The sequence below is a fragment of the Chromohalobacter beijerinckii genome (assembly GCF_023061185.1).
GTDB lineage: Bacteria > Pseudomonadota > Gammaproteobacteria > Pseudomonadales > Halomonadaceae > Chromohalobacter > Chromohalobacter beijerinckii.
In genome coordinates, this window is record NZ_JAKGAK010000002.1 from 216642 (window position 1) to 239614 (window position 22973).

The 22973-nt window shown below is 63.0% G+C and carries 17 protein-coding genes; 14 read left to right on the plus strand and 3 right to left on the minus strand.

The window, feature by feature from the left end; genetic code table 11:
• The first annotated feature begins 4 nt into the window (after positions 1-4).
• On the plus strand, positions 5-742 hold the full coding sequence (locus L1075_RS03075; protein ID WP_246939780.1) for a Crp/Fnr family transcriptional regulator: 738 nt from the start codon (positions 5-7) through the stop codon (positions 740-742).
• Between the two features lie 27 nt (positions 743-769).
• Here the strand turns inward: L1075_RS03075 and L1075_RS03080 are convergent, their stop codons facing one another.
• Positions 770-1654: a LysR substrate-binding domain-containing protein gene (locus L1075_RS03080; RefSeq protein ID WP_246939783.1), complete on the minus strand. Its 885-nt coding sequence runs from the start codon at positions 1652-1654 to the stop codon at positions 770-772.
• Between the two features lie 146 nt (positions 1655-1800).
• Between L1075_RS03080 and L1075_RS03085 the strand changes: the two genes are divergently transcribed.
• From L1075_RS03085 to L1075_RS03130, 10 genes are all read left to right on the plus strand, one after another.
• The gene (locus tag L1075_RS03085) at positions 1801-2910 is read left to right on the plus strand and encodes an S-(hydroxymethyl)glutathione dehydrogenase/class III alcohol dehydrogenase (RefSeq protein ID WP_246894284.1); all 1110 of its coding nucleotides are present in this window, start codon (positions 1801-1803) and stop codon (positions 2908-2910) included.
• 161 nt (positions 2911-3071) lie between these two features.
• A complete protein-coding gene (fghA, locus tag L1075_RS03090) occupies positions 3072-3929 on the plus strand; it encodes an S-formylglutathione hydrolase (protein ID WP_075370144.1) in 858 nt (285 codons plus the stop codon).
• 251 nt (positions 3930-4180) lie between these two features.
• Complete coding sequence (gbdR, locus tag L1075_RS03095) at positions 4181-5314, plus strand: choline metabolism transcriptional regulator GbdR (protein ID WP_378111950.1); 1134 nt, start codon at positions 4181-4183, stop codon at positions 5312-5314.
• 192 nt (positions 5315-5506) lie between these two features.
• Positions 5507-6484, plus strand: a complete 978-nt coding sequence (locus L1075_RS03100; RefSeq protein ID WP_246921663.1) for a dipeptidase — start codon at positions 5507-5509, stop codon at positions 6482-6484.
• A 172-nt stretch (positions 6485-6656) separates the two neighbouring features.
• Entirely contained in the window at positions 6657-7202 is a 546-nt protein-coding gene (locus tag L1075_RS03105; protein ID WP_246939787.1) for a DUF5943 domain-containing protein, read from the plus strand.
• A gap of 10 nt (positions 7203-7212) precedes the next feature.
• A complete protein-coding gene (gene dgcA / locus L1075_RS03110) occupies positions 7213-9297 on the plus strand; it encodes a dimethylglycine demethylation protein DgcA (RefSeq protein WP_246939790.1) in 2085 nt (694 codons plus the stop codon).
• Positions 9298-9406: 109 nt separating this feature from the next.
• Positions 9407-11449 carry a (Fe-S)-binding protein gene (locus L1075_RS03115; protein ID WP_246939792.1) on the plus strand — a complete coding sequence of 681 codons (2043 nt, stop codon included), beginning with the start codon at positions 9407-9409 and terminating at the stop codon, positions 11447-11449.
• Entirely contained in the window at positions 11446-12714 is a 1269-nt protein-coding gene (etfA, locus tag L1075_RS03120) for an electron transfer flavoprotein subunit alpha (protein ID WP_246939794.1), read from the plus strand. The genes L1075_RS03115 and etfA overlap by 4 nt, the downstream gene beginning before the upstream one ends.
• The gene (gene etfB / locus L1075_RS03125) at positions 12704-13507 is read left to right on the plus strand and encodes an electron transfer flavoprotein subunit beta (RefSeq protein WP_246939797.1); all 804 of its coding nucleotides are present in this window, start codon (positions 12704-12706) and stop codon (positions 13505-13507) included. The genes etfA and etfB overlap by 11 nt, the downstream gene beginning before the upstream one ends.
• A 144-nt stretch (positions 13508-13651) precedes the next feature.
• Positions 13652-14587, plus strand: a complete 936-nt coding sequence (locus L1075_RS03130) for an ABC transporter substrate-binding protein (protein ID WP_343310818.1) — start codon at positions 13652-13654, stop codon at positions 14585-14587.
• Between the two features lie 26 nt (positions 14588-14613).
• Here L1075_RS03130 and L1075_RS03135 read toward each other — a convergent pair whose 3' ends face one another.
• Positions 14614-15435 carry an alpha/beta hydrolase fold domain-containing protein gene (locus tag L1075_RS03135; RefSeq protein WP_246894278.1) on the minus strand — a complete coding sequence of 274 codons (822 nt, stop codon included), beginning with the start codon at positions 15433-15435 and terminating at the stop codon, positions 14614-14616.
• A gap of 61 nt (positions 15436-15496) precedes the next feature.
• Positions 15497-16681, minus strand: coding sequence for an MFS transporter (locus tag L1075_RS03140; RefSeq protein WP_246939800.1), 1185 nt, complete (start codon positions 16679-16681; stop codon positions 15497-15499).
• Positions 16682-16949: 268 nt separating this feature from the next.
• Between L1075_RS03140 and fdhA the strand changes: the two genes are divergently transcribed.
• From fdhA to fdhF, 3 genes are all read left to right on the plus strand, one after another.
• Positions 16950-18143 carry a formaldehyde dehydrogenase, glutathione-independent gene (gene fdhA / locus L1075_RS03145; protein ID WP_075369433.1) on the plus strand — a complete coding sequence of 398 codons (1194 nt, stop codon included), beginning with the start codon at positions 16950-16952 and terminating at the stop codon, positions 18141-18143.
• A gap of 94 nt (positions 18144-18237) precedes the next feature.
• Positions 18238-20022, plus strand: a complete 1785-nt coding sequence (locus L1075_RS03150; RefSeq protein ID WP_246939802.1) for an NADH-ubiquinone oxidoreductase-F iron-sulfur binding region domain-containing protein — start codon at positions 18238-18240, stop codon at positions 20020-20022.
• Between the two features lie 12 nt (positions 20023-20034).
• A complete protein-coding gene (gene fdhF / locus L1075_RS03155; RefSeq protein WP_246939805.1) occupies positions 20035-22872 on the plus strand; it encodes a formate dehydrogenase subunit alpha in 2838 nt (945 codons plus the stop codon).
• The last annotated feature ends 101 nt before the right edge of the window (positions 22873-22973 follow it).

Genomic DNA, 22973 nt, shown 5'->3' on the forward strand with positions numbered 1-22973 from the left:
GCTCATGAGCGAAAACGATAGCTGCATCATCCGCCATTTTCGGCATTATGCGGACCTCAGCGACAGTGATGAAGCCCTGTTGGACTCGCTCGAACGCGAGCCGCGCGAGGTCGAACGCGGGGAGGCTCTATGGCAAACCGACGATCCGGCGGGGCGCTTCTGCACGCTTTCGCAGGGCTGGGCGTATTCTTTCCGCGACATGGAAGACGGCTCGCGCCAGATTCTGGAAATCTACTTGCCGGGGGATGTCATCGGCCTGCGTGAATTCGCCTTTCAAGAGCGTCTGGCCGGGGTGATGATGATCGACGACGGCGTCGTCTGCGATTTTCCTCATCGTCGTTTACTCGAGGTGTTTCGAGAATCCTTTACTTTATCGATGATCTTCTTCGCCTTATCCTCGCAACAGCAAGCCCTACTGACCGAACGTCTGGTCAATCTGGCGCGGCGCAGCGCACGTCAAAAAGTGGCGCATCTGATCTACGAGATGTACCTGCGCCTACAGCGTATCATGCCTTATGCCACGCGGCGTTTCCGTCTGCCGCTGTCGCAGCAGCAATTGGGCGACGCGCTGGGCCTCACCTCGGTGCATATCAGCCGGACGTTGAGCGGGTTCCGCGAGGATGGACTGTTGATCCGTGAGCGCCAGTGGGTCGAACTGCTCGATCCCGATGCCGTGGCCAGCGAGGCCGAATTCGCTGGGCGGTATCTGCGTGATGGGCTGGGGCCAATCTCGGGAGAATGAGCCGCGAGGCCGTCGCAAGGGGGCGAGTCAGGCTTGTAGCGTATTCGGCAAACGTGTGACCAGAAAGTCGACGAACTGACGCACCTTGGGTGAGAGGTGTCGGTGGCGCGGATAGATTGCCCACACCGCCGTGTCGGTGAACTGATAGGCATCGAGTACCGACACTAGCCGCCCCTGCGCCAAGTGCGGCGCCACGTAGTAGTCTGGCAGTTGCGCCAGCCCTAGGCCCTTCAATACCGCATCGAGCAGTGCCGGCCCTGAATTGGCACGCCAGCGGCCCTCGATACGTATTTCCCGGCGCTGGCCGTTGACCTCGAACAGCCAACTATCGCGAGAGCCGCGCAGGCAGTTGTGATGAGACAGCTCGGCCAACGAATGTGGCGGTGCGGCGCGCTCGAAGTATTCCCGCGCGCCGACGACGTATTCGCGACGCTCGCACAACCGCCGCGCGATCAGGCTCGAGTCACGCAGAACACCCATACGGATGGCAACGTCGAAGCCTTCCTCTATCAACTCGACCTGGCGGTTGGTGAAGTGCATGTCGACTTCGAGTTGCGGGTGCAAGCACTGGAAGTCGTTGACCAACGGGGCGATGTAGCGCTCGCCGAACGTGGTGGCACAGGTCAGCCGCAATGTGCCCTTGGGCCGAGACTGGAAGTCGACGATGGCCTCCTCGGCCTCGCGAAAGCCATCGAACAAGTGGCGGCAATGCCGATAGTAGAGAGAGCCTGCGTCCGTGAGTCGTGTCTGGCGCGTGGTGCGATACAAAAGCGTCGTGCCGAGTTGACTCTCGAGCTGCCCAATCGAGCGGCTCACGTGCGAGGTGGAAACCTTCAGATGCCGCGCAGCGGCGGAAAACGTGCCCAAGCGGGCGACTTCGATGAAAGCTTCGATGCGATCCCAGCGCTGCATTGTTGCTCCACGGCAATAATGTTGTGACGTCGTAAGCATTTATCCAAGCGTGCCAACTGCCTAGACTGGTGGGGTTAACCACGCGCGCCTAGACTGCCTATATTGGCGCATCGGGCGCCGCCACGATCGACGAAGGAGAATGCCTGATGAAATCACGCGCCGCCATCGCTTGGGAAGCCGGCCAACCGCTGGAGATTGCCGAGATCGACGTCGAAGGGCCCAAGGCCGGCGAGGTCATGGTTCAGATCAAGGCGACCAGCGTCTGCCATACCGACGCCTTTACCCTCTCCGGAGCCGATCCGGAAGGCAACTTTCCGGCGGTACTTGGTCACGAAGGGGCAGGTGTCGTGCAGGAAGTCGGCGAGGGTGTCACTAGCCTAAAGCCCGGCGATCACGTCATTCCGCTGTATACCGCCGAGTGCGGCCAGTGCAAGTTCTGCCTCTCCGGCAAGACCAACCTATGCAGCTCGGTCCGCGCCACGCAGGGAAAGGGCGTGATGCCTGACGGTACTTCGCGCTTCTCCAAGGACGGCCAATCGCTGCATCATTACATGGGTTGCTCGACGTTCAGCGAATACACCGTGCTGCCGGAAGTCTCGCTGGCCAAGGTCTCGCCCGAGGCGCCATTGGACAAGATCTGCCTGCTGGGTTGCGGTGTCACCACGGGTATCGGCGCGGTGATGAATACCGCCAAGGTCGAACCGGGTGCCACCGTTGCCGTGTTCGGCCTCGGCGCCATCGGCCTGGCCGTTATCCAGGGCGCGCAGATGGCCAAGGCGAGCCGGATCATCGCCATCGACGTCAATCCCGATAAGTTCGACCTGGCACGTCAGTTCGGGGCGACGGAATTCGTCAATCCCAAGGACTACAGCGATCCGATCCAGCAGGTCATCGTCGACCTGACCGATGGCGGCGTCGATTATTCTTTTGAATGCATCGGCAACGTCAACGTGATGCGCTCGGCGCTGGAGTGCTGCCACAAGGGCTGGGGTGAGTCGATCATCATCGGCGTGGCCGGGGCCGGCGAGGAAATCTCCACACGGCCGTTCCAACTGGTCACCGGGCGCGTCTGGAAGGGCTCCGCCTTCGGTGGCGTCAAGGGCCGCAGCGAACTGCCGGGTTATGTCGATGACTACATGAATGGCAAGCTCAAGATCGATGAGTTCGTCACCCAGGATATGGCGTTCGAGGAGATCAATGAGGCGTTCGAGTTGCTGCATGCCGGCAAGAGCATCCGCACCGTGCTGCACTATTGACACGCGCCCGAAGCCGCGCGAAGAGCATCTGATTTATCGCGTTCGGTACCGCGCGAAAGGCGCTTGGTACGCGCCTGTGGTGATTCATCGCGGCCGGGCGCGCCCCGACGTCGTTCCATCCGCCGGCGGCTCGATGCCGTCGGTTTCTTAGGGAGAGCACCATGACCATGTCCGAATCGCTGGAGCTGGTCTCCGCCACCAAGTCGTTCGGCGGTTGGCTGAAACGCTATAAGCACCACTCGCGTGCACTCGATTGCGAGATGATCTTTGCCATTTATCTGCCGCCCCAGGCGGAAACCGACAAGGTGCCACTGCTGTGGTGGCTCTCGGGGTTGACCTGTAACGACGAGAACTTCATGCAGAAGGCCGGCGCGCAACGCGTGGCCGCCGAGCTTGGAATGGCCATCATTTGTCCGGATACCAGTCCGCGTGGTACCGACCTCCCTGGTGAACATGACAGTTATGACTTCGGCTCCGGCGCGAGTTTCTACGTCAATGCAAGCCAGGCGCCGTGGTCCAAGCACTATCGCATGTACGACTACGTTACCGAGGAGCTGCCCTCGGTAGCGCGTCAGCATTTTCCCCTCAATGGGCGGGAAGCCATCAGCGGACATTCCATGGGCGGTCATGGCGCGCTGGTGCTGGCTTTGCGCCAACCTGGACGTTACGCCTCGGTCTCGGCGTTCGCGCCGGTGGTCAACCCCATTGTCTCGCCCTGGGGACAGAAGGCCTTTACGGCCTACCTTGGCGAGGATCATGGCAAATGGACGCAATACGACGCCTGCGAGTTGATTGCCAAGGGGGCCTCGCGGCAGCCGTTGTTCATCGATCAGGGCGAGGCGGATAACTTCCTTGACGAACAGCTCATGCCTGAGCGTATCGAGGCCACCTGTGAGAAGCATGACCATCCGCTGACCCTGCGTCGTCAGCCGGGCTACGATCATAGCTACTTCTTCATCGCGACCTTCATCGAAGATCACCTGCGTTATCACGCCGAGCATCTACAGCGAAAGCGTTAGTAGCAGAGCAGTGTCACGAACGGTAATTTGCTAGGTGCCGGACCGCCCCGCCCAGATGTACTGGTGTGGGGCGTTTTCTTAAAAGCGTCATGGGTATGTCGTTTTTGATAGCGTGAGGCGACGCTTTTAGATACGTTGAGGGAACGCCTTCTCGTCACACTCAAGGCGTTGAACCTGACTTTCTACAATGACAATACACCCCTGGTGAAGCACTACCAGTGGCTCCGAACGTGACCCGAGGAGAACCGCTGATGGCCATGACGAGCGATCGTCCCGCGCCGCCTACCGCCCCCGATGCGCCGCTGCGTCTGGGCTTCTTGTTGATGGATAATTTCACGCTGATCTCGTTGGCCTCGGCGGTGGAGCCGTTGCGTATGGCCAATCAGTTGGCGGGGCGCGAACTCTACCAGTGGACCACGCTGAGCACGGATGGCGAGGCGGTGCGTGCCAGCGATGGTCTGTTGATCACGCCTGATAGCAGCATGCACGAGCCACTGGCGCTCGACATGGTGTTCGTGTGCGGCGGTGTCGGCATCCAGCGTCATGTCACGCGTGAACATGTGCTGTGGTTGCAGGCCCAGGCGCGTCAGTCGCGGCGCATCGGTGCGCTATGCACCGGTAGTTGGGCGCTAGCCAAGGCGGGGCTGCTCGATGGCTACGAATGCAGCATTCACTGGGAATTCCAGGCCGCTGCACAGGAAGCCTACCCGCGTGCGACCTTGACTACTCGGCTGTTCTCCATCGACCGTGACCGCGCCACGGCCTCTGGCGGAACTGCGCCGTTGGACATGATGCTGACGTTGATCTCCCGCGATCATAGCCGCGAGCTATCGGCGGCGATTTCCGACATGTTCATTTGCGACCGCATGCGAGGCGAGCAGGATCAACAGCGCGTGCCGCTAAGGCATGTACTGGGCACTAGTCAGCCCAAGCTGCTCGAGATCGTAGCGCTGATGGAGGCCAACCTGGAAGAGCCCATTGCCCTCGATGAACTAGCGAACTACGTAAACGTCTCGCGTCGCCAACTCGAGCGCCTATTCCAGAAATACCTGAGTTGTTCGCCGTCGCGCTATTACCTCAAGTTGCGCCTGACGCGTGCCCGCCAACTGTTGCGCCAGACCTCGATGTCGATCATCGAAATCGCCTCGGTCTGTGGGTTCGTGTCCACGCCGCATTTTTCCAAGTGCTATCGGGAATACTTCGGCACGCCACCGCGTGACGAGCGCGTAACGCGCCTGGCGAGCGCCACCGTAACGCTAACGCCCGCCAACCTTGCTGCGGGCAATGAAGACGATGCCTATGTGGCGCCGCGCGCCTCGAGTGCGATGCAGGCCCTAGCCCAGGCGCAGGGCGAACCCACCTACGCGAGTGTGCATTTGGGATAGCGCGTGCTCGCGCTATTCATGCGGCCAACATGCCGCTTCCAGCGGGGCCGTCCGATCATCGGGCGGCCTCGTTGCGTTAAGGCCGATGACAAGGCGTGACGCATTTGGAATTTTCCTCGTCGCTTCCAAGCGTCGACGGTCTCGGGGACGGGGCTAAGCTGGCCACATGATGCCAACCCCGGAGCGAGACTCATGAACGCGCAATCACTGCACGACGACGCCATCGTCATTGATGGTCTGATTATCGCCAAATGGGGCCGTGAACTCCTCGAGGACATGCGCCGGGGCGGTTTAACCGCCGCTAACTGCACCGTCTCGGTGTGGGAAGGGTTCCAGGCCACCGTCGACAACATCGTCGAGACCAATGCGCTTCTCGCGGCGTGCGACGACCTGGTGCGGCCCGTACATACCACCGCTGATATCACTCGCGCCAAGGAAGAAGGCAAGACCGGAATCATCTACGGTTTTCAGAACGCCCATGCCTTCGAAGACCAGATCGGCTACGTGGAGGTCTTCAAGCGCCTTGGCGTGGGTATCGTGCAGATGTGCTACAACACCCAGAATCTGGTCGGCACCGGCTGCTATGAGCGTGATGGTGGGTTGTCCGGGTTCGGCCGCGAAATCGTCGCCGAGATGAATCGCGTGGGTATGATGTGCGATCTCTCCCACGTTGGGGCCACGACCTCACAAGAAGTGATCCTCGAATCGCAAAAGCCGGTCTGCTACTCCCATTGCCTGCCGTCCGGCCTCAAGGAACACCCCCGTAACAAGTCCGACGAGGAGTTGCGCTTCATCGCCGAACATGGCGGTTTCGTCGGCGTGACCATGTTCACCCCCTTCTTGCGTGCCGGGGTCGATGCCACCGTCGACGATTACGTCGAAGCCATCGAATACGTGATGAACATCGTCGGCGAAGACGCCATCGGCATCGGTACCGACTTCACTCAGGGGCAGGATCAGGCCTTCTTCGAATGGCTCACTCACGACAAGGGCTATGCTCGGCGCCTGACCAACTTCGGCACCATCATCAATCCCGAGGGCATTCGCACCATTGGCGAGTTCGGCAACCTCACCGAGGCACTCTTGCGACGCGGCATGAGCGAGCGACAGGTGCGCAAGATCATGGGTGAAAACTGGATGCGTGTTTTGAAAGAGGTATGGGGCGCCTGAGAGCAACACGTCTGCATATAAGGGGCGCCGGGGGTAGGCCGAAGAGGAGGTCCGATTCCAGGGATGGAATCGGTAGCGTACAGGGATGTATCCACAGCGCCTCCTCCAGGCCTGCCGCCGTAAAGCCCCAGCCAGCAAAAGCGCCAAGACAACGATCTCGAGGAATACGACCGTGACCAAGATGCCTCCCGAATTGCCCATCGAAGTGGATAGCGAGACCGGCGTGTGGACCACCGATGCGCTTCCCATGCTCTATGTACCGCGCCACTTCTTCATCAACAACCACGTCGCTGTGGAACAGGCGCTAGGCATCGAGACCTACGCCGAGATTCTCTACCAAGCCGGCTACAAGAGCGCCTGGCACTGGTGTGAGAAAGAAGCCGAGCTGCACGGCCTTGAGGGTGAGTCGGTGTTCGAACACTACATGACGCGCCTCTCCCAGCGTGGTTGGGGCTTGTTCATTACCGAGGACATCGACCTCGATACTGGCACCGCCCAGGTGCGTCTCGAGCACAGCGCCTTCGTCTATCAACAGGGCAAGGTCGGGCACAAAGTGGATTACATGTTCACCGGCTGGTTCGCCGGCGCCATGGATCAGATTCTCGGCGCTCGAGGCAGTGCGCTGCGCACCGTCGCCGAGCAGACCCAGAGCGCCGCCGAGCCGGGCTGCGACGTCGGTCGTTTCCAGGTTTCTCCCCGCTTCCAATCCGCCGGCTGAGGTTTCCACGATGGCATTCGACGCGCTTTTCCAACCCATCGAGATCGGCAAGCTGACGATTCGCAACCGCGTGGTCAGCACCGCCCATGCCGAGGTCCATGCCACCGACGGCGGCATGACCACTGAACGCTACGTCAAATACTATGAAGAAAAGGCCAAGGGCGGCGTGGGTCTTTCTATCTGCGGCGGCTCATCGCCGGTGTCGATCGACAGCCCTCAGCCCTGGTGGAGCTCGGTGAATTTGACCACCGATCGCATCATTCCGCATTTCCGCAACCTCTCGGATGCCGTCCATAAGCACGGCGGCAAAATCATGATCCAGATCACCCACATGGGGCGTCGCTCGCGGTGGGACGGGCACGATTGGCCGGTACTGCTGTCGCCCTCGGGGATTCGCGAGCCGGTGCATCGCTCGACCTGCAAGACCATCGAAGAGGAAGATATCTGGCGGATCATCGACGATTTCGCCCAGGGCGCGAGGCGCGCCAAGGAAGGCGGGCTGGACGGCGTCGAGCTTTCCGCCGTGCACCAGCATCTGATCGATCAATTCTGGAGCCCGCGCGTCAACAAGCGTACCGACGAATGGGGTGGCAGCTTCGAAGGCCGCATGCGCTTCGGCATGGAAGTGCTCAAGGCGGTGCGCGCCGAGGTTGGTGACGACTTCGTGGTCGGCATGCGCATCTGTGGCGACGAGTTCCATCCCGATGGCCTGACCCACGACGATATGAAGGACATCGCTGCCTACTACGATGCCACCGGCCAGATCGACTTCTTCGGTGTGGTGGGCTCGGGCTGCGATACTCACGACACCCTGGCCAACGTGATTCCCAACATGGCTTATCCGCCGGAGCCGTTCCTGCACCTGGCGGCGGGCATCAAGGAAGTGGTCGACGCGCCGGTGATCCATGCCCAGAACATCAAGGATCCCACTCAGGCCAACCGCATTCTCGAAGGCGGTCATGTCGACATGGTGGGCATGACCCGTGCGCACATCGCCGACCCGCATCTGATCGCCAAGGTCCAGATGGGGCAGACCGACCGGATCAAGCAGTGCGTGGGCGCCAATTACTGCATCGATCGCCAGTACCAGGGCCTCGACGTATTGTGCATCCAGAATGCGGCAACCTCCCGTGAGTACATGGGCTTGCCGCATGAGATCGAGAAAAGCACCAGTCCCCAGCGGCGTGTGGTCGTCGTGGGCGGCGGGCCGGGCGGTATGGAAGCGGCACGGGTCGCTGCCGAGCGGGGACACTCGGTCACGTTGTTCGAAGGTGCCGAAGCATTGGGCGGACAGATCACGCTGGCTGCCAAGGCGCCGCAGCGTGATCAAATCGCCGGCATTACACGCTGGTTTCAGCTCGAACTGACGCGTCTCAAGGTCGATGTCCGCCTGGGCGTGTACGCCGACGAGGCGACGATCGACGACCTGCGCCCAGACATCGTCGTGCTCGCCACCGGCGGCCAGCCGTTTCTGACTCAGGTGCCGGAATGGGGATATGCGGAAGATCGCGACGAGAGCTTGGTCGTCAGTGCCTGGGATATTCTCAGTGGGGCGGTGGCGCCGGGCAAGAACGTGCTGGTGTTCGATACCATCTGCGAATTCACCGGTGTCTCGGTGGCTGACTACCTGGCCGACAAAGGCGCCCAGGTGGAGATCGTCACTGACGACACCAAGCCCGGCAGCGCGGTCGGCGGCACGACCTTTCCTACCTATTACCGCAGCCTTTACGAGAAAGAGGTCATCATGACCTCGGATCTGGCGCTGCATAAGATCTATCGAGAGGGCGATGCCCTGGTCGCGGTACTCGAGAACGAATACACCGGCGTCCAGGAAGAGCGCGTGGTCGATCAGGTCGTGGTCGAAAATGGCGTGCGCCCGGATGAGTCGCTCTATTACGCGCTCAAGGAACGCCCACGCAATCACGGTCAGCTCGATCTCGAGGCGCTCTATGCCGCCGAGCCACAACCTAGCCTGGCAACGCTGGACGATGATGTACAGGCCGGCTTCCTGCTGTTCCGAGTGGGCGATTGTACGGCGCCGCGCAATACGCATGCGGCGATCTACGATGCCCTGCGGATCTGCAAGGACTTTTAACCCCTAGCTGGAAGCCTGAAGCTTGAAGCTGGAAGGACCCTCTGCGCTTTGCGCCCTTTCTTTCAGCTTCCGGCTTTCAGCTTCCAGCTCGCCGATGAGGTGAGCCATCATGCTCGATACCCTCCTGCCGATCCTGATCTTCGCTGCCCTGGCGCTGGCGGCGGTCGGTGCCGTGCGGCGCATTCGCCTGTGGCGTCAGGGGCGACCATCGCCGGTGCCCGTGCTCCGCGGTCTGGCGACGGTACCGCGCCGGTATCTGGTCGACTTGCACCATGTGGTGGCGCGCGACAAGGTGATGTCCAACACTCACGTGGCCACCGCCGGCGGCTTCGTCGCCGCCATGGGGCTGGCGATCGTCGTCCACGGCCTGGGCCTCGCCGAGGGAGTATTGGGTTGGTTGCTGCTGGCGGTGAGCGCGACCATGTTCGCAGGCAGTCTGTTCGTCGCCCGGCGTCGGCGCGATCCGCCGGCGCGCCTGTCGAAGGGCCCCTGGATGCGCCTGCCCAAGAGTCTGATGGCGTTCTCGCTGGGCATCTTCGTGGTCACTCTGCCGGCGGTGGGCGTGCTGCCCGCTGACGCTGGTGGTTGGCTGGTCGCACTGGTGCTGGCCGGCGTGGTGGCCTGGGGTCTGGCCGAGCTGGTGTTCGGCATGACTTGGGGTGGGCCGATGAAGCATGCCTTTGCCGGCGCCCTGCATCTGGCCTTTCACCGTCGTCCCGAACGCTTTTCCACGAAAAAAGGGAGCGGGGGCAATCGCTCCACCGGTCTCAAGGCCCTCGATCTCGAGGATGACCAGGCCCCGCTGGGTGTGGAAACGCCCAGCGACTTTACCTGGAACCAGTTGCTGGGCTTCGACGCCTGCGTGCAATGTGGACGCTGCGAAGCGGTCTGTCCTGCCTTCGCCGCGGGACAGCCGCTCAATCCCAAGAAGCTCATCCAGGACATGGTGGTAGGCATGGCTGGCGGCAGTGACGCCCATTACGCCGGTTCTCCCTACCCGTCACCCGAACGCGGGGACCAGCCGGTCGGTGAGCACCAAGGCTCACCGCATGGTCCCATCGTCGCGCCGGCTTCGACAAAAGACGGCAAGGCGCTGGTCGACGCTGAGACATTGTGGTCGTGCACCACCTGCCGCGCCTGTGTCGAAGAATGCCCAATGATGATCGAGCACGTCGATGCCATCGTCGACATGCGCCGCCATTTGACGCTCGAAGAAGGCGCGACACCTGGCAAGGGCGCCGAGGTGATCGATAACCTGATTGCCACCGACAACCCGGGCGGTTTCGATCCCGGTGGGCGGCTCAACTGGGCGGCGGATCTCGAACTGCCGTTGATGGCCGACGTCGAACGCGCCGAGGTGTTGCTGTGGTTGGGTGACGGCGTCTTCGATATGCGCAATCAACGCACGCTGCGTGCCCTGGTCAAGGTACTGCGCGCCGCCGGCGTGGATTTCGCGGTGCTCGGCAATGAAGAGCGCGACAGTGGCGACGTGGCGCGCCGTCTCGGGGACGAGGCGACCTTCCAGTCGCTGGCGCGGCGCAATATCGCTACGCTTTCCCAGTATCGCTTCGATTGTATCGTTACCTGCGATCCGCACAGCTTCCACGTACTCAAGAACGAATACGGTGCCTTCTATCCAGAAGGGCAGGAATCTGGCTATCCGGTCTGGCATCACAGCACCTTCATCAATCAGTTGATCGAGGCTGGTCGGTTGCGATTGGCGCCGGGCCAAGCGGCGCGCGTGACCTATCACGACCCTTGCTACCTGGGTCGCTACAACGGTGAGTACGAAGCGCCTCGCGCGGTGCTGCAAGCGCTGGGCGTCGAGCTGGTCGAAATGCAGCGCTCGGGCTATCGCTCGCGTTGCTGCGGCGGCGGTGGCGGGGCGCCGGTCACCGACATTCCCGGCAAGCAACGCATCCCCGACATGCGCATGGGGGACGTGCGCGAGACCCAGGCCGAGCAGGTCGTGGTGGGCTGCCCGCAATGTACGGCCATGTTCGAGGGTGTCGTCCCGTCAGCGGGCGACGAAGAGGTTGCGGTCAAGGACATTGCCGAGATGGTCGCCGCCGCGCTGGATACCACGCCGGAGGCAGCACCTGCGCCGCGTGATGCCTCGACCGCGCAGGCCACCGAGGAGGTCATGTCATGAGCGATCTACCGCGTCGCGATCCCCGCCAAGAGTGGATCGCCCGCAATCGTCTGCATCCGCGCCATGCTGAAGTTCTCCAGGCGATGGGCCAGGGCGCGGCCAGTGAATGGTGGGGCCCCGGCGGTCTCGTACGCAGGAATCCGCACGCAGTGGGATTCGTCGGCCCCAATGGCGTGAAGCGTATCGACCGCAGCGGTACGCAGCAGGGCGCGTGTGGCGGCGGCACGGCGACACCGACTGCCGAGCGCAAACCATTGGTCGAGATCGACGCACCTGCCTTCATGGTGGCAGTGGTACCGGATATGGCCGGCGGTCGCCTGAGCGGGCATGACCGAGATCTGCTCGGCCTGGCCCGCCAGCTCGCCGATGCCGATCCTGCGGCGCGAGGCGCGGTGGTGGCCGTGGTTTTCGGTCCTCACAAGGAGGCGAACTTCGGTGAAGCGGGCATCGATCGTTTGCTGCATCTCGATTCACCGGAGGTTACAGGCTATGCCCCCGAGGCGCGCCTGGGAGCGCTGATCATGGCCGAGGAGGCCTGGGCGCCACGCGATTGGCTGCTGCCGGACTCCAAGCTGGGCGGCGCAGAGCTGGGAAGACGCTTTGCGGCGCGTCTCGGCGAGCGAGCGGCGACGGGCGTCTGGCAGGTCGAAGCCGACGCCGAGGCGGCGACCGGCTGGCATTGCACGGCGCGGGGCGCGGCCGGGTCGCTGGATATTCGGCGCCCCCTGCCGCGAATCGCCCTGGCCTTGGCCGAATGTGCCGAGCCGGTCAGCGAAACGCGCCACGCCGCCACCGAACTGGCCTTGCCTCAGCCGTTGCCGTCGACCTTATCGCGCATTCAGGATCTCGGTCAGGTGAGTGTCGACCCGTCCGGTGTCGCCTTGTCCGAGGCGGAGTTCATTCTCTCCGCCGGCAATGGCGTCAAGGATTGGCAGGGCTTCCACCATGCCGCCGAAGTATTGGGGGCCACCGAAGGTGCCTCACGCGTGGCGGTGGATGATGGTTTCATGGCCCGCGACCGTCAGGTAGGAGCCACTGGCACCTGGGTGACGGCAAGGGTCTATGTGGCCGTGGGCATCAGCGGCGCCATTCAGCATCTGCAGGGTATTCAAACCTGCGAAAAGGTGGTGGCGATCAACATGGATCCCGGTTGCGACATGATCAAGCGTGCCGATCTCGCAGTGATCGGAGACTCGACGCAAATACTCGAAGCGTTGGTCACCCTGATGGCACAGGCACGAGAGGAGAAACGCGATGCAGCCTGAATCCGCCATGACGCCAGGACTCGAAGTGACGGTGCTGGTCTCCGTCGGTCGCCACCCGCTGACGGGGAGGGCGAGGCGTGCCGACCAGGATGCCCGAGGGGTGGAGCTGGCGCGCTCCTTTGCGGATGCCCAGGTGCGTTTGTTGCATGCCGGCATGCGAGATGAAAGCAGCGAAGCGGCATTGCGCGGCTATCTGGGCATGGGCTTCACTGAATTATCGCTACTCGAGCAGCCCCAGGGCGCCGATGTGTTGCCTGCGCTTGCCGAGGCCTTGGATGCGACCTCACCTCATCTAGTGATTACCGGTGAGCGTGCCGAACGGGGCGAAGGCTCGGGCCTGCTGCCCTACCTGCTAGCAGAGCGCCTTGGCTGGCCTCTGGTGAGTGGTCTGGCGGCGGTGGAAAGCGTCGAGGATGGTGTGGCGACCTTGCTACAGGCCCTGCCGCGGGGGCAGCGGCGGCGACTCAAGGTCCGCTTGCCTGCCATCGTCACTGTCGATGATGCGGCCCCCGCGCCGCGTCAGAGCGCCTACGGGCCGGCGCGACGCGGCGCGTTCGAAGCGACGGCAGGGCCGGTGAGCGTTGACGATGAATGGGCCGCTTGGCACGTGCAGCCTGCGCGCCAGCGTCCCAAGCGCCTCAAGATCGTCAAGGCCGCCTCGGCGCGGGACCGCTTCAAGGCCGCCGCCGCCAAGGCCGAAGGCGGCAGTGGGCAGGTACTGACGGACGTGACCCCGACGCAAGGCGCCGAGGCGATCCTGACGTTACTGCGTGAAGAAGACGTCCTGCGTTGACGCCCACAACGTCCAAGGAGAGAGTGACAGGCGTTGGTGCATGCTTATGCGGGGCGCTTGACGTGTATTTTTTGTCGTTTCATGGCAACGATTCATCGCGAAGAGGCGCAGAGTAGGGAGGTTAATAACCGATGGAGTCCTCCTATGCGCAAGATGTCATTTCGCCATTCGCTTTCCTTGTTGCCGTTGGCGTGGATCGTTGCCGGACCGGCGCAAGCCGATCTCGATACCGTACGTTTCGGAGTGCCGCCGTGGCCGGGAGTAACGGTCAAGTCGGAGGTCGCGTCTCAGCTGCTCAATGCGATGGGATATAGCACCGAACAAAATGAGCTGGCGGTGGGCGTCATTCTCAATGGCCTGACCAGCGACGATATCGATGTCTATCTCGGTGGCTGGTATCCCATCGAGAAGGAAATGATCGAACCGCTGGTGGCCGACGATAAAGTGGTCAAGCTTACCGAGAACATCAACGATGCCAATTCAGGGCTGGTGGTACCGGAATACGTCCATGAGGCGGGCGTCGATAGTGTGGCCGATCTCGATCAATACCGAGAGCGTTTCGATGGCGAAATACAGGGTATCGAGGCCGGCACCGGTATCAACGATGCGGTTCTGGCGGCCATCGATAAGGATAAGGCGGGGCTCGGTGATTGGACGCTGCGTGAGAGCTCGACTTCGGCGATGCTCGCTTACGCCGACCAACGCATCGCCAACCGGGAGTGGGTGACGTTCGTCGGCTGGGAGCCGCATTGGATGAACGTCAGTTACGATCTTTATTACCTTAAGGACGCCGACGATAGCGGTGTCGCCGAGATCAAGAGTACGGTCTGGACCGTGGTGCCGACCGAGCTTCAATCAGAGGATACCAATCTCTATCGCTTCCTCTCGCAGTACCGGATCTCGATTGCAGATCAGAATGACTGGATCTACGAGTATAGCCATGAGGAGCGTCCCGCCGACGAAGTCGCCAGCGAGTGGATCCGTAACCACTACGCTACCGTGGCCCAGTGGCTAGATGGCGTGACTACCAAGTCGGGCGAGCCGGCCATCGATGCGGTCAAGGCACAACTGGGAAGCTGATAGTCGTGCGAGGTCTCTTATAAGGACTAAGCGTCGCCCAGGCGCGCCCGCAGCGCCTGACAGAAGTTCTGCCAGGCAGTGGCCATGTCGGGCAGCTCGGCGTGGCCGTGCAGCGCCGAATGCACCATGTTCGGCGCGCAGCGGTAGCCGACCGAGGCGCCGGCCGCACGCCAGCGTTCGATGGCCTGCTCCAGTGGCCACGTCAGCGGGTCGTACTCCACTGCCAACGCCTCGATGTGTGCAACTGGCGGGTGGTGCGGATCGAGCGCTGGCATGTCGTTAGCGGCCATCTCCCACAACGCGAGGATATCCGCGCGCGAAAGCAGTGGTGCGTCCGAGCCCAGAGTCTCGACTGTCGGCGTGCCCACCACTGGATAGATCACGCCCAGGACTCCTGACCATTGGCTCGTGCCTGCAATGTCGAGCGCTAGTCGACCGCCAGCGCTGTCGCCGATCACGGCGACAGGCGTGAGCGCTTCCACTACCATGCGGCAATCGTCCAGCGCCTCACTGTAGTGCGCCTCCGGCAGCAAGCGGTAGTCGACGCTGACGACCTCACGTTCGAGCCGCTCAGCGAGATCGGCGGTGATTCCGTGGTGGCTTTGCGGTGACCCCAAGTTCCAACCGCCGCCATGCACATAGACGATGCACTCGCCCATGGCATGTGCCGGTAGGAAGCGGCGTACGGCGACACCAGCCACAACGTCGTCTTTTACCTGCATGCCTTTAGGGTCAGCTGGACGATACTCGGCATGTAGGGCTTCATAGAGGCGTCGACGTTCACCGAGTGGGGCATCGGCGTAATCGTCGAGCGGCGTTAGACGTTGAATGAACGACTCGATCTGCATTCGCAGGCTCCTAGGCGATGTAAGGGCGCCGACACAGGCCGGCATACCCTTATCTCTCAGCTCAGGCTATCCCTGACTGAGGTGTCTTTTCCATATGCTCGGGCAGGCCGCTGGCGAGAAAAATGCTGATCATGCCGCCGCCCAAGGCGATCCACAGCGGCGCGGCGGGGGCCCAAAGCGCGGCGACCGGCCCCAGCAGCATAACGCCGAGCGCCGCCAGCGCGTTGGCCAGGCCCAGCGCCATGCCCGACCCCAGCGAGCGGTTCTCGGGTAGGATGTCCTGGGCGATGAGGATGCCCAGCGGCAAGGTTGCGAACAGGCTGATACCCAGCACGCCGAGTACGATCCATAGCCAGATGCCTTCGGCTAGCAGGAACGCCGTCAGCATGATGACCGAGATGCTCATGGCGACGATCAACACTGGACGGCGGCCGAAACGATCGGAGAGCCGTCCGCCTCCCAGATTGCCGATCACGCCGACGACCAGCAGAACGGTGATGAAGCTGGCGCCGGTGGTCAGGTCGCCCCCGCCTTGGGCCCACATCAACGGTACATAGGTCACCACCGAGAGGATCATCAGCGAACGCAGGGCTGAAAAGGTCACCAACCGCGATAGCGGACCGGCATGCAGACGCCAGGCAATGGGGGTGGCATCCGCGGCGCGTGGCGGCAGACGCGGCGCCCAGTGCAGCATGAACGGCAGCGTGGCGAGCGCGGGCAGGGCGAGTAGCCACAGGTAGCCCAGTCCCCATTGCACCACCACCCAGCTCGCCAGGGCCGGCCATACGCCGCGCCCCACCTCACCGCCGACCATGAAGATCGACATCGCGGTTCCCGGGCGCTCGCCACCCAGACGACGAATGCCGGCCAGCGCCTGGGGATGGAAGAAGGCGTTGGAGACCCCGATCAGCACCAGAATGCCGAGCAAGGGCCAGAAGCCGGAAGCAAAACCCACCAGGGCGCCGCCCAGCGACGAACCGGCGAGCCCCAGGGCCACCATGACACGACCGCCGACCCGGTCGGCGAAGAGCCCCACCAATGGTTGCAAGGCCTGACCCATCAGCAAGGCCGCCATGATCGTACCCGCCAGCGCCACCGAGAGATTGAGCGAGATCAGAATCGCCGGTAGCACGCCCGGTAAATAATTGGCGGCGCCGTCGTTGAGAAAATGCGCCCAGCTCATGCCGGTCAGGCGAGCGGGATAGGACTGGGAACGAGACGAGGTGGCGGCGGTCGAGGCCTCCATGGCGGACTCCGGTGGCGAATGGGCGGCAGATACGCTTCGGGGTAGGGCGTATTTCGATCATTGCTTGAATAGCATGCCCCTGAAGCCGGAACAAGTCGCGCTTATGGTAAGGGGGCGAACGATCAGTAGGTCTTGGTTGGCACGGCAATGTCTCTTTTGAGCATGACGATGACTCGCTGGGAACAGTACGCGCCAGCAAGAGGGCTATGGTCGGAGAGTGGCGTTAATGCCACGACGCCTCTCACCACGAAACCAAAGGACAATAGCCATGAGTGCAGCCAACCGCGGCGTGATCTACATGGGCGCCGGCCATGTCGAGGTCCAACCGATCCCTTTCCCTGAACTGGCGCTGGGCAATCGCAAATGCGAGCACGGCGTGATTCTCAAGGTCATCACCACCAACATCTGTGGCAGCGACCAGCACATGGTACGCGGCCGCACCACCGCGCCGAGCGGCATGGTCCTCGGGCATGAAATCACCGGCGAGGTCGTCGAGTGCGGACGCGACGTCGAGTTCATCGGCGTTGGCGATGTCGTCTCGGTGCCCTTCAACATCGCTTGCGGGCGTTGCCGCAATTGCAAGGAAGGCCAGACCGGCATCTGTCTCAACGTCAATCCCGCGCGTCCGGGCGCCGCGTATGGCTATGTCGACATGGGCGGCTGGGTCGGTGGCCAGACCGAGTACGTCATGGTGCCCTATGCGGACTTCAATCTGTTGAAGTTTCCCGACCGCGATATCGCCATGGACAAGATCCGCGATTTGACGTTGCTCTCCGACATCTTCCCGACCGGCTTCCACGGCTGTGCTACCGCCGGTGTCGGCCCCGGCAGCACCGTCTACATCGCTGGGGCCGGACCGGTCGGGCTGGCCGCGGCGGTCTCCGCCCAGTTGCTGGGCGCCGCCTGCGTCATCGTTGGCGACATGAACCCGCAGCGTCTCGATCAGGCCAAAAGCTTCGGTTGTGAGACCCTGGATCTGCGCCAGGATACGCCCATGCCCGACATGCTGGAGCCGATCCTCGGCGAACGCGAAGTGGATTCTGCCGTGGATGCGGTGGGCTTCGAGGCGCGTTGTCATGGCCACAATCATGCGCACGAGCAACCCGCCACGGTGCTCAATGCCTGCATGGACGTCACTCGGGCCGGTGGCCAGATCGGAATCCCGGGGTTGTATGTCACCGAAGACCCCGGTGCCGAGAGCCAGGAAGCCCAGCATGGCAATCTCTCGATGCGCCTCGGGCAGGGTTGGGCCAAGTCCCATTCCTTCCATACCGGCCAATGCCCGGTAATGAAATACCACCGGCAACTGATGCAGGCGATCCTGTTCGACAAGGTGAGCATCGCCGACGCGGTCAACGTCGAGGTCATTTCGCTGGACGACGCACCGCGTGGCTACGCGGATTTCGACGGCGGCGTGGCCAAGAAATTCGTCATCGATCCGCACGGCAGCGTGGCCGCCTGAGCGGTGTGAATGGCCCCGGCACGTGACCGGGGCTAACCTGCAACGAGGCGCCTGTCTTAGGACAGGAGGGCCAATATCCGAGGAGCCGTTGTCCATGGCGGTGCGTCACGCTGGACAGCGCATCCCCGGACAAGTGCCTACCGATAACAACGAGCACGCCATGACCGTCGAGACTCTCACTCCCAAGCGTCGCTTCCGCGGCAAGCTGCGTGGTCGTGATCTCCCCCCCGTTGCCCTGGCGGCGCTTCGCCAACTCCTCGGCGATGAACGCGAGGACGGCGAACGGCGGCGCCGCGATCTCCTGATCGAGCATCTACATACCCTCCAGGATGCCCATGGATACCTATCGTTGGTGACGCTTCGAGCGCTGGCCGCCTACATGAATTTGCCCATGGCGGCGGTTTACGAGACGGCGACCTTTTATGCCCACTTCGACGTGGTTCACGACGATCAGTCGCCACCGCCCGAAGTGACGGTGCGGGTCTGCGATTCGCTGTCCTGCCAGCTGGCGGGTGCTGAGGCGCTCGAGGCGGAGTTGGCGGCTGGGGCTGATCCAGAGGCGGTCAAGGTCGTACGTGGCCCCTGCATGGGGCGCTGCGACACCGCGCCGGTGGTGGAGGTGGGGCATCACCATGTGCTCTTCGCCACTCGCCAAGGGGTGGAGGCGGTGATCGATACCGGTCATTACCATCCCGAGGCGATTCTTTGGCAACGCCTGGCGGATTATCGTGCCGAAGGCGGCTACGCGTTGCTCGCCGACTGCCACGCGGGGCGCGTCACGGTCGAGGCGTTGATGCAGGTGCTGGAAACCGCCAACCTGCGCGGCCTGGGTGGCGCCGGCTTCCCCACCTTCAAGAAATGGACCTTCGTGCGCCAGGAAACGGGGCCGCGATACTGTGCCATCAACGCCGACGAAGGTGAGCCCGGCACCTTCAAGGATCGCGTCTATCTGGAGCGTTCACCGCATCGCTTCCTCGAAGGGGCTCTGGTCAGCGCCTGGGCGGTGGAGGCCGAGGCGCTCTACATTTACCTGCGCGACGAGTATCCGGGGCTGCACCGCGTATTGCGCGAAGCGGTCGCCGAGCTCGAGGCCGCTGGCCTGGTGACGCCGGGCTATATCGTGCTGCGGCGTGGCGCCGGTGCCTATATCTGCGGCGAGGAGTCGGCGATGATCGAGTCGCTGGAGGGCAAGCCCGGTAAGCCTCGCCATCGCCCACCTTTCGTCGCCCAGAAGGGGTTGTTCGATCGCCCCACGCTGGTCAATAACGTGGAGACCGTCTACTGGATTCCGCTGATATGGGAGAAGGGTGCTGACTGGTTCGCCGGCCAGGGCCGCCACGGGCGGGTGGGGCTGCGCAGTTTCTCGGTCTCCGGTCGCGTCAAGCACCCGGGTGTGCACCTGGCCCCGGCGGGTATCACCCTCGAGGAGCTGATCGAGGAGTACTGCGGCGGCATGGCCGAGGGCCACCGCTTGGCCGCCTATCTACCCGGTGGTGCCTCCGGCGGCATTCTGCCGGCGTCCAAGGCGAACGTGCCGCTGGACTTCGACACCCTGCAGGCGCACGGCTGCTTCATCGGCTCGGCGGCGGTGATCGTGCTGTCCGACCGGGACGATCTGCGTGGCGTGGCCACCAATCTTCTGGCCTTCTTCGCCGACGAATCCTGCGGTCAGTGCACGCCTTGCCGGGTAGGCACCGAGAAGATGCTGACCCTGCTCGAGAGCGACGAATGGGATGCTGCGACCCTGACGCGTCTCTCCCAAGTGATGATGGATGCGTCCATCTGTGGCCTCGGCCAGGCGGCTCCCAATCCGGTGTTGGGGATGCTCAAGGATTTCCGCGGTGAACTCGCCGCCCAGAACGTCATCATCAAGGGATGAGGGAGGCAGAGCATGAGCGAACAAGGCTCGAACACAAGCTTCACCCTGACCCTGGATGGCGTAGAAGTGAGCGCCAATGCAGGTGAGACGCTCTGGCAGGTGGCCAAGCGCGCCGGCGAGAGTATTCCTCACCTGTGTTACAAGGACGCCAGCGGTTACCGCGCCGACGGCAACTGCCGCGCCTGCATGGTGGAAGTCGAAGGCGAGCGTGCCCTGGCAGCCAGTTGCCTGCGCGATGCGGTCCCTGACATGGTGGTCAAGAGCGCCAGTTCAGAGCGAGCCCGCACGGCGCGGGAAGGCGTCATGGAGCTGCTGCTGGTCGATCAGCCGGCGCGTGACGACAGCCCCGATCGTTCCAGTCATTTCTGGGCCATGGCCGATCAATTGGCCATCGATGCCACGGCGGTGCGCCGACGGCTGCCGGCGCGAGCCGACCGAGCGTCGTCCACCGTGCACCATGTACACCTGCCCGAGCATTCTCTCAGGACCTCATCGACCCATGACGCCAGCCATTCGGCGATGAACGTTAACCTCGACGCCTGCATCGAGTGCAATCTCTGCGTGCGTGCCTGTCGCGAGGTCCAGGGCAATGATGTCATCGGATTGGCTCATCGCGGCGGTGCTTCCAAGATCGTTTTCGACTTCGACGACCCCATGGGCGAGAGCACCTGCGTGGCCTGCGGCGAGTGCGTCCAGGCCTGCCCCACCGGGGCGCTGATGCCGGCGACCCTGATCGACGAGGCGGGTCGTGGCGATTCCAAGGTGGCCGACCGCAGCGTCGATTCCGTCTGCCCTTACTGCGGGGTGGGCTGCCAGCTCACCTACCATGTCAAGGACGACGCGATTCTCTTCGTCGAAGGGCGCGAGGGGCCTTCCAATCAGAACCGGTTATGCGTCAAGGGACGCTTCGGTTTTGATTATCCGCGCCATCCGTCACGGCTGACGACGCCGCTGATCCGGCGTCTCGGCGTGGCCAAGGGGCTCGACCCCGATTTCGACCCGGCTCAACCGCTGACTCACTTCCGTGAGGCGAGCTGGGACGAGGCGCTGGATCTTGCCGCCGGGGGACTTTCTGACCTCAAGGCAGCTCACGGTCCCGACGCCCTGGCCGGCTTCGGCAGCGCCAAATGCTCCAACGAGGAAGCTTGGCTGTTCCAGAAGCTGGTACGCACCGGCTTCGGTTCCAACCATGTGGACCATTGCACCCGGCTGTGCCATGCCAGCTCGGTGGCGGCACTGATGGAATGTATCGGCTCGGGCGCGGTGACCGCCTCCTTCATGCAGGCGCTAGAGGCCGATGTCGTGATCCTTACCGGCTGCAACCCGACGATCAACCACCCCGTGGCGGCCACCTACTTCAAGCAGGCGGCCAGAAACGGCACCAAGCTGATCGTCCTTGACCCTCGCGGTCAGGCACTGGACGCCTACGCGCATCGCAGTGTGCGTTTCACCCCCGGCGGCGATGTCTCGCTCTACAACGCCATGCTCAACGTCATCATCAGCGAGGCGCTTTATGATCAGGCCTATATCGATGCCCACACCGAGGGCTTCGAAGCACTCAAGGCCCATGTGCGTGACATGACGCCCGAGGCCATGTCACCCGCCTGCGGCATCGAGCCCGAGTTGATTCGCGAGATCGCGCGGCTATATGCCCAGGCCGAGCGGGCGATGATCTTCTGGGGCATGGGCATTTCCCAGCACGTGCATGGCACCGACAACGCTCGCTGCCTGATCTCGCTGGCGCTGGCCTGCGGTCAGACCGGGCGCTCCGGTACCGGCCTGCATCCGTTGCGCGGCCAGAACAACGTCCAGGGCGCTTCCGACGCTGGCCTGATTCCCATGGTGCTGCCCGACTATCAACCGGTGGGCGACGCCCAGATGCGCAGTGCCTTCGAGGAACTGTGGAACTCGTCGCTGGACGCGACGCCGGGTCTCACGGTGGTGGAGGTCATGAATGCCATCGCTGCCGGTACTATCAAGGGGATGTATATCCTCGGCGAGAATCCCGCGATGTCCGACCCAGACCTCGACCATGCCCGGGAGGCGCTGGCCAAGCTCGAGCATCTGGTGGTACAGGACCTGTTCGTCACCGAAACGGCCCAGTTCGCCGATGTGCTCCTGCCTGCCTCGAGCTGGCCGGAGAAAGATGGCAGCGTGACCAATACCAACCGCCAGGTGCAGCTCGGCCGTGCCGCCGTACCGCTGCCCGGTGAAGCCAAGCCCGATTGGTGGATCATCCAGGAGCTCGCCAATCGCCTGGAGCTGGGCTGGCATTACACGCACCCGCGTGAGGTCTTCGACGAGATGAAGCAGGGCATGGCGTCGCTCAATCACATTTCCTGGTCTCGCCTGGAGCGCGAGAGCTCGGTGACCTATCCCTGCCCGGCCGAGGACGCCCCCGGCGCTGACGTAGTGTTTTCCGACGCCTTCCCCACCGCGAGCGGGCGAGCGACGTTCACACCGACCCGGCCACTGCCACCGGATGAACCCATCGATGATGACTATCCCACGGTGTTGATCACTGGGCGCCAACTGGAACATTGGCACACCGGCTCCATGACCCGGCGTACTCGGGTACTCGATGACCTCGAGCCCGAAGCGGTGGCCAGCCTCGCCCCGTCGGAGCTGGGACGCCTGAGGCTATCACCGGGCGAGCCGATCACCATCACCACCCGCCGCGGCAGCATCACCCTGAAGACGCGCGCCGACCCGTTGATGCAGTCGGGCATGGTGTTCGTGCCGTTCTGCTATCTGGAAGCGGCGGCCAATATCCTGACCAATCCGGCGCTCGACCCGTTCGGCAAGATCCCCGAGTTCAAATACGCCGCCAGCCGATTGAGCGCAAAGTAGATCGTCTACCTCGGTGTGTCGCAAACGCATCCGGCCGTGACGTTTGCAAGCACTCTACCCAAGGGGCGACAGGGCTACCATCGCGGCATGTAAAGACACGT